General features: G+C 71.6%; 6 protein-coding genes and 1 pseudogene. 4 read left to right on the top strand and 3 right to left on the bottom strand.

The annotated features are described in order from the left end of the window. Positions 1 to 630, top strand: a pseudogene (locus tag ACWD04_RS31955) (hypothetical protein); the annotation flags it as partial. 10 nt (positions 631 to 640) lie between these two features. On the opposite strand, the gene ACWD04_RS31950 reads toward ACWD04_RS31955, so the two are convergent. Both ACWD04_RS31950 and ACWD04_RS31945 read right to left on the bottom strand, forming a co-directional pair. Beyond that, positions 641 to 1,960, bottom strand: coding sequence for a D-arabinono-1,4-lactone oxidase (locus ACWD04_RS31950; RefSeq protein ID WP_451137237.1), 1,320 nt, complete (start codon positions 1,958 to 1,960; stop codon positions 641 to 643). After that, complete coding sequence (locus ACWD04_RS31945) at positions 1,920 to 3,164, bottom strand: MFS transporter (protein ID WP_451137236.1); 1,245 nt, start codon at positions 3,162 to 3,164, stop codon at positions 1,920 to 1,922. The genes ACWD04_RS31950 and ACWD04_RS31945 overlap by 41 nt, the downstream gene beginning before the upstream one ends. A 116-nt stretch (positions 3,165 to 3,280) precedes the next feature. Here ACWD04_RS31945 and ACWD04_RS31940 point away from each other — a divergent pair, with 116 nt between their 5' ends. After that, on the top strand, positions 3,281 to 4,405 hold the full coding sequence (locus tag ACWD04_RS31940) for a ferrochelatase (protein ID WP_451137235.1): 1,125 nt from the start codon (positions 3,281 to 3,283) through the stop codon (positions 4,403 to 4,405). A gap of 73 nt (positions 4,406 to 4,478) precedes the next feature. Next, positions 4,479 to 5,279 carry an inositol monophosphatase family protein gene (locus ACWD04_RS31935; RefSeq protein ID WP_451137234.1) on the top strand — a complete coding sequence of 267 codons (801 nt, stop codon included), beginning with the start codon at positions 4,479 to 4,481 and terminating at the stop codon, positions 5,277 to 5,279. Between the two features lie 103 nt (positions 5,280 to 5,382). Here the strand turns inward: ACWD04_RS31935 and ACWD04_RS31930 are convergent, their stop codons facing one another. After that, entirely contained in the window at positions 5,383 to 5,556 is a 174-nt protein-coding gene (locus tag ACWD04_RS31930; RefSeq protein ID WP_167359495.1) for a hypothetical protein, read from the bottom strand. Between the two features lie 362 nt (positions 5,557 to 5,918). On the opposite strand from ACWD04_RS31930, the gene ACWD04_RS31925 reads away from it, so the two are divergent. Then, complete coding sequence (locus tag ACWD04_RS31925; RefSeq protein ID WP_403771967.1) at positions 5,919 to 6,572, top strand: response regulator transcription factor; 654 nt, start codon at positions 5,919 to 5,921, stop codon at positions 6,570 to 6,572. Positions 6,573 to 6,578: the final 6 nt, after the last annotated feature.

The following is a 6,578-nucleotide window of genomic DNA, read 5'->3' as shown; positions in this document are numbered from 1 at the left end:
GGCCGGGATGACAGCCTTCGTACGGCCGTCCGCGTCCGCCAGGACGACCGAGCCGGCCTCGTTACGGGCCGTCAGGCCCTGGAGGGTGAGGGCGCGTATCCGGACGACGCATTCTCCGAAGCCCGTACGCACGGCACCCGCCTCCGCGGCTGGAAGCGCTCGGCCCTCGCGGCCGTCGGGGTCTTCGTCCTGGCCATGGGCGGTATCACCGTGTACGAGGTGGTCTCCGGACACGGTCTGGGCGGCAACGGCGGGACGACGGTCGGCTCCGTCGTACGGGGGGAGCGCGACGCGGCAACGACCTCACCCGAGCGCTCGGGCAGCACCGACGGCACCGGCCGGGAGGGGAACAGTGACGACGGCCGCCGGCCGGGCGGCGGCGACGCGAGCACCCCCGGTGCGGACTCCGGGGACGGAACGAGCGAGCGGCCCGGCACCACCACCGACGGCGGCGCCTCCACGTCGGGACCGGCCCCCACGCCCTCCGCCTCCGGCGGGGAAACGGCCCCGGAACCCACCAGCCCCACGACGCCCGGCGACGACGCCACCTCGGCGGCACCGGAGCCGACCGCGACCGGAGACGCCCCGGCCCAGGAGGACGGCGCGGCCGGAGCGGACGCCGGCCGGTGAAGCGGCGGTGTCAGTCGCCGAGTATTCGGCGCAGGTAGTCGTTGGCGAACAGCCGGCCCGGGTCGAGCCGGTCGCGTACGGCGGTGAACTCGCCGAACCGGGGGTAGGCCCCGGCCAGATAACCGGATTCCCGGGTATGGATCTTGCCCCAGTGCGGGCGGCCGTCATGGCCCGTCATGATCCGCTCGACGGCCGTGAAGTAGGCCTGGTGCGGAGTGCCCCGGTACAGGTGCACCGCGATGTACGCGCTCTCCCGCCCCGAGGCCGTGGAGAGCGCGATGTCGTCCGCGGGTGCCGTGCGGACCTCCACCGGAAAGCTGATCCGCAGCGGCGAGCGCTCCACCATGGCCTTGAGCTCACGCAGGGCCTCGACCGCCGCCTCACGCGGCAGGGCGTACTCCATCTCGACGAAGCGCACCCGCCGGGGGCTCGTGAACACCTTGTACGGGATGTCGGTGTACGTACGCGCCGACAGCGCGCGGCTGGAGACCCTGGCGAGGGAGGGGATGGCCCCGGGAATCGCCCGGCCCACCGAACAGGCGACCTGGAAGATCCCGTTCGAGAGCAGCTCGTCCTCGATCCAGCCGCTGACCCGTCCGGGCGGAGCCGCCGGGCCGGCGCTGCGGTTGTTGCGCTTGGTGGTGCAGTTGCCGGTGTGCGGGAACCAGTAGAACTCGAAGTGCTCGTTCTCGGCGATCAGCTGTTCGAAATCGGTCGTGACCCGGTCGAAGGTCATCGGCTCCTCGCGGGCCGTCAGCAGGAAGACCGGCTCCACCGCGAACGTGACCGCGGTGACCACGCCGAGCGCCCCGAGCCCGATCCGGGCAACCGCGAAGACGTCCGGGTGCTCGCGGGCCGAGCAGCGCAGCACCGTGCCGTCGGCCGTGACCAGTTCCAGCGCGCGGATCTGTGCGGAGACGGAGGCCGAGTCGCGGCCGGTGCCGTGGGTGCCCGTGGAGATGGCCCCGGCGACCGTCTGCTCCATGATGTCGCCCATGTTGGTAAGGGAGAGCCCCTCCCGGGCGAGCGCGGCGTTGAGGCGCTTCAGAGGGGTGCCGGCCTCGACCGTGACGGACATCGCCGTTCGGTCGATGTCCCGGATGCCGGTGAGCAGGTCCGGACGTATGAGCACCCCGTCGGTGGCGGCGGTCGCGGTGAACGAGTGGCCGGTGCCGACGGGCTTGACCGTCAGACCGTCCTCGGACGCCCTGCGGAGTACCTCGGCCAGTTCGTCGACGGAGGCGGGTGACTCCACCCGTGCCGGCCGGGCGGTGACATTGCCCGCCCAGTTACGCCACGTGTTCGCCGTCCGTGCGTAGGTGTCGGTCATCATCCCCGCGCCCTCCTGTAGGTACCGGCTCGGTGAGCCGGCGGTACCCCAGGAACGCCACCGCGGCCGCGAGCGCTCCCGCCACGGCGGGCACCGCGTACCCCGCCTCGGCTCCCGAGGCGTCGACCACCCAGCCCGCCGCGGAGGAGCCGAGCGCGACTCCGACCGCGAGTCCGGTACTGGTCCAGGTCATGCCCTCGGTCAGCTGGGTGCGCGGTACGTGCTGTTCGACGAGGGCCATCGTGGTCACCATCGTCGGTGCGATGGCGAGGCCCGCGACAAAGAGCGCCACGGCCAGGAACGGCAGGCTCCCGGCCAGTTGGAGGGGGATCATACTCACGGCCATCGCGCACACCCCCACCAGCCACCTGGTGGACGGCTTCCCCCGCAGGTGCAGCAGACCGAAGACGGCTCCGGCGAGGCAGGACCCCAGGGCGTAGACCGCGAGCACGAGGCTCGCCGCCGCCTTGTGGCCCAGTTCCTCGGCGAAGGCCACCGTCACCACGTCCACCGCTCCGAAGATCGCACCGGTGGCGACGAAGGTGATCACCAGTACCTGGAGTCCGGAGGAGCGCATAGCCGAGCCGCCCGTGTGGTGTTCTTCCGGGTGCGGCCGGGGCTCGGTGGCGCGCTGGGCGGTCAGCCAGAAGACACCGATCACGAGGAACACGCCGGCGAGCAGGGGGCCGGCCTCCGGGAACCACGCGGTGGACAGGCCGATGGAGATGATGGGCCCGAAGATGAAGCACACCTCGTCGACGATCGACTCCCACGCGTACGCGGTGTGCAGCTGCCGGCCGGAGCCCCGGTAGATCTCGGCCCAGCGGGACCGGACCATCGACCCCACGCTCGGGACGCACCCGGCTCCCGCGGCGAAGACGAACAGCGTCCAGTCGGGCAGCCGCTGCTGGGCGCAGATCAGCAGCCCGGCCACCGACGCGGCCGCGAACAGGGTGACGGGGCGCAGCACACGGCGCTGGCCGTGCCGGTCGACCAGGCGCGAGACCTGCGGACCCATGACGGCCGCCGCCATGGCGAGCGTCGCGGAGAGCGCACCCGCCAGCCCGTAGCGGCCGGTGAGCTGGGAGACCATCGTCACCACGCCGATCCCCATCATGGACAGCGGCATCCGCCCGAAGAATCCGGCTGCCGAGAACTCCCGGCTTCCCGGGGCGGCGAAGATGGCGCGATAGGGGCTGGGCAAGGGAGAGCTCCGCGAAGGCCTGTCAGGTGTGCTAGGGGCTGACACAGCTTACGGGTGCCGCCGACCCGCCGATGGCGGTTTCCGCACTGTCGGAGGCGGGTGGCAGGATCGGGTGCATGTCCGATCTGCGTGATCCCGCTCCGTACGACGCTCTGCTGTTGCTCTCCTTCGGGGGTCCCGAAGGACCTGACGACGTGGTCCCGTTCCTGGCGAACGTGACCCGCGGCCGGGGCATCCCCGAGGAACGGCTCAAAGAGGTCGGCAAGCACTATTTTCTCTTCGGCGGCGTGAGCCCGATCAATGCGCAGAACAAGGCACTGCTCGACGCCCTGCACAAGGACTTCGCGGATCACGGCCTCGAACTGCCGGTGTACTGGGGCAACCGCAACTGGGCTCCGTACCTCACCGACACCCTCCGCGAGATGATCACGGACGGCCACCGCCGGATCGCCGTGCTCGCCACCAGCGCCTACGCCTCGTACTCCGGCTGCCGTCAGTACCGCGAGAACCTCGCGGAGTCGCTGTCCGTCCTGGAGGCGGAAGGGCTCCCGGTGCCCCGGGTGGACAAGCTGCGGCACTACTTCAACCACCCCGGCTTCGTACGGCCCATGGTGGACGGCGTGCTGGCGTCATTGGCCGACCTCTCCGAGGACGTGCGCGCGGGGGCGCACCTCGCGTTCACCACGCACTCCATCCCGGCCTCGGCCGCCGACACCTCCGGGCCGGCGGAGACCCACGGCGACGGTGGCTCCTATGTGGCCGAGCACATGGACGTCGCCCGGCTGATCTCCGAGGCGGTCCGTGAAGAGACCGGCGTCGCGTACCCGTGGCAGCTCGTCTACCAGTCGCGCAGTGGCGCCCCGCACATCCCGTGGCTGGAGCCCGACATCTGCGACCACCTGGAGACACTGCACGGCGACGGTGTCCCGGCGGTCGTCATGGCCCCCATCGGCTTCGTGTCGGACCACATGGAGGTGCTGTACGACCTCGACACGGAGGCCACCGCGAAGGCCGCCGAGCTCGGGCTGCCGGTGCGCCGCTCCACGACGGTGGGCGCGGACCCCCGGTTCGCCGCCGCCGTGCGCGAGCTCCTCCTGGAGCGCGCCTCCGCCGAGCAGGACCGCCCGGTGAAGCCCTGCGCCCTGGGCGCGCTCGGCCCGTCGCACGACATCTGCCCGGTCGGCTGCTGCCCGGCCAGGGCCCTCAAGCCGGCCGCTGCCGGCGCCGACAGCCCGTTCTGACCGCCGCCGATCGTCAGCCTTCCCGCCGCGCGGGCACCGACAAGCCGGCCCGCGACACCACCTCTGGAGCGTTGTGACCGACCCCCTCCTGTCCGAACTGCTCGACCTCGCCCTGGAAGCGGCCCGCCGGGCCGGAGCCCTGCTCCGGGACGGCCGCCCCGCCGACCTGGGGGTGGCCGCGACGAAGTCCAGCCCCATCGACGTCGTCACCGAGATGGACATCCGGGCGGAGAAGCTGATCACCGGCTATCTCTCGGAGCACCGTCCCGCCGACGGCTTCCTGGGTGAGGAGGGCGCCAGCGTCGAGGGCAGCAGCGGCATCCGGTGGGTCATCGACCCGCTCGACGGCACGGTGAACTATCTCTACGGGCTGCCCACCTGGTCCGTCTCCATCGCCGCGGAGCGCGACGGCGAACGGGTCGTCGGTGTGGTCGAGGCCCCGATGCGGCGCGAGACGTTCCACGCCGTGCTCGGCGGCGGTGCGTACGGCAACGGGGAGGCGCTGCGCTGCCGGGACACGGCGCCCCTGGACCAGTCCCTGGTGTCGACCGGCTTCAACTACGTCACCGAGGTCCGCGCCCACCAGGCAGCCGTCGCCCAGCAGCTGATTCCGCGGCTGCGCGACATCCGGCGCGGGGGATCCGCCGCCATCGAGCTCTGTGACGTGGCGGCGGGCCGGCTCGACGGCTACTACGAGCGTGGGCTGCACCCGTGGGACGTCGCGGCCGGTGATCTCATCGCCCGCGAGGCCGGTGCGCTCACCGGCGGAAGGCCCGGCCTGCCCGCGGACGGAGACCTGACGGTCGCGGCGACCCCCGGGGTCTTCGAGCCTCTGCAGGCGCTTCTGGAGGAACTGGGCGCCTGGCACGACTGACGTACGCCGTCCCGGAGCCTGCTGCGGCGCCGGGGACGGCCGTTGACACAAGGAGAGGGCCCCGGAAGAGCCATCACGGCTCCCGGGGCCCTCTCGTGGTGGCTCAGACGCTTGTGGCGCTGATCTCCACTCCGTGCTCGGCGGCGAGGCGGTGCAGGTCGTCCAGCTCTCCCTGCTCGACATCCGCGAGGAAGTCGTCGCCCGTCTCGCGAGCCCTCGTGAGGTCGGACTCGGTGGTCTTGATTCGTTGCAGCAGACCTGCGGTGAAAGCGTCCATGAAGCGCCCCCTCATCGTGGGTCGGTGGCACGGGGGTGTGCCCGGTGGTCCTCCGGCCGGCGGGCCGGAGTGCGGGTGATCACGCAGTCCCTCTGGAAGCAGGACGGGCTGTGGTGCGCCACATGAATGGCGTGATCGCGGGTGTGAGAGCGTCCTCCCCGCCGTCGGCCCGCGAGAAACCTCAACTGGCCCGCGAATCCGATGTATCCCCTGGAGCAGCGGCCCGGGCCGCGCCGCCTTACCGCCGGTTTATGCGCGTTACAGGCAGGATGGACGCGCACAGTCGGTGCCGCTGACGTGCGGCGGGCGGCCGGAACGACGGCCGCTCGTCGTTTTTCGGAGATCTAGGGAAGGACTGCGCCGTGCGCGTACTCGTCGTCGAGGACGAGCAGCTGCTCGCCGATGCGGTGGCCACCGGGCTGCGCCGGGAGGCCATGGCCGTCGACGTCGTCTACGACGGAGGGGCCGCCCTCGAGCGCGTCGGTGTCAACGACTACGACGTCGTCGTGCTGGACAGGGACCTTCCGGTGGTCCACGGGGACGACGTCTGCCGCAGGATCGTCGAGCTCGGCATGCCCACCCGCGTGCTGATGCTCACCGCGTCCGGTGACGTCAGCGACCGGGTCGAGGGCCTGGAACTCGGTGCGGACGACTACCTGCCCAAGCCCTTCGCCTTCAGCGAGCTGACGGCACGGGTGCGCGCCCTGGGGCGCCGCACCACGGTCGCGCTGCCGCCCGTGCTGGAGCGGGCCGGCATCAAGCTCGACCCCAACCGTCGCGAGGTCTTCCGGGACGAGCAGGAGATCCAGCTCGCCCCGAAGGAGTTCGCCGTCCTGGAGGTCCTGATGCGCAGCGAGGGCGCGGTCGTCTCGGCCGAGCAGCTGCTGGAGAAGGCATGGGACGAGAACACCGACCCGTTCACCAACGTGGTGAGGGTGACGGTCATGACCCTGCGCCGCAAGCTCGGCGAGCCGCCTGTGATCGTCACCGTCCCCGGCTCCGGATACCGGATCTGAGGGCGT

The organism is Streptomyces sp. NPDC002911, assembly GCF_053591835.1.
Note: the sequence above shows the minus strand (reverse complement) of the source record. Positions and strands in the feature narration are given on the sequence as shown.

What these genes read in the sequence shown, in the direction of transcription:
- ACWD04_RS31930 (WP_167359495.1), bottom strand. Translation starts at nt 5,556, where the DNA reads ATGGACGCTTTCACCGCAGGTCTGCTGCAACGAATCAAGACCACCGAG.
- ACWD04_RS31950 (WP_451137237.1), bottom strand. Translation starts at nt 1,960, where the DNA reads ATGACCGACACCTACGCACGGACGGCGAACACGTGGCGTAACTGGGCG.
- ACWD04_RS31940 (WP_451137235.1), top strand. Translation starts at nt 3,281, where the DNA reads ATGTCCGATCTGCGTGATCCCGCTCCGTACGACGCTCTGCTGTTGCTC.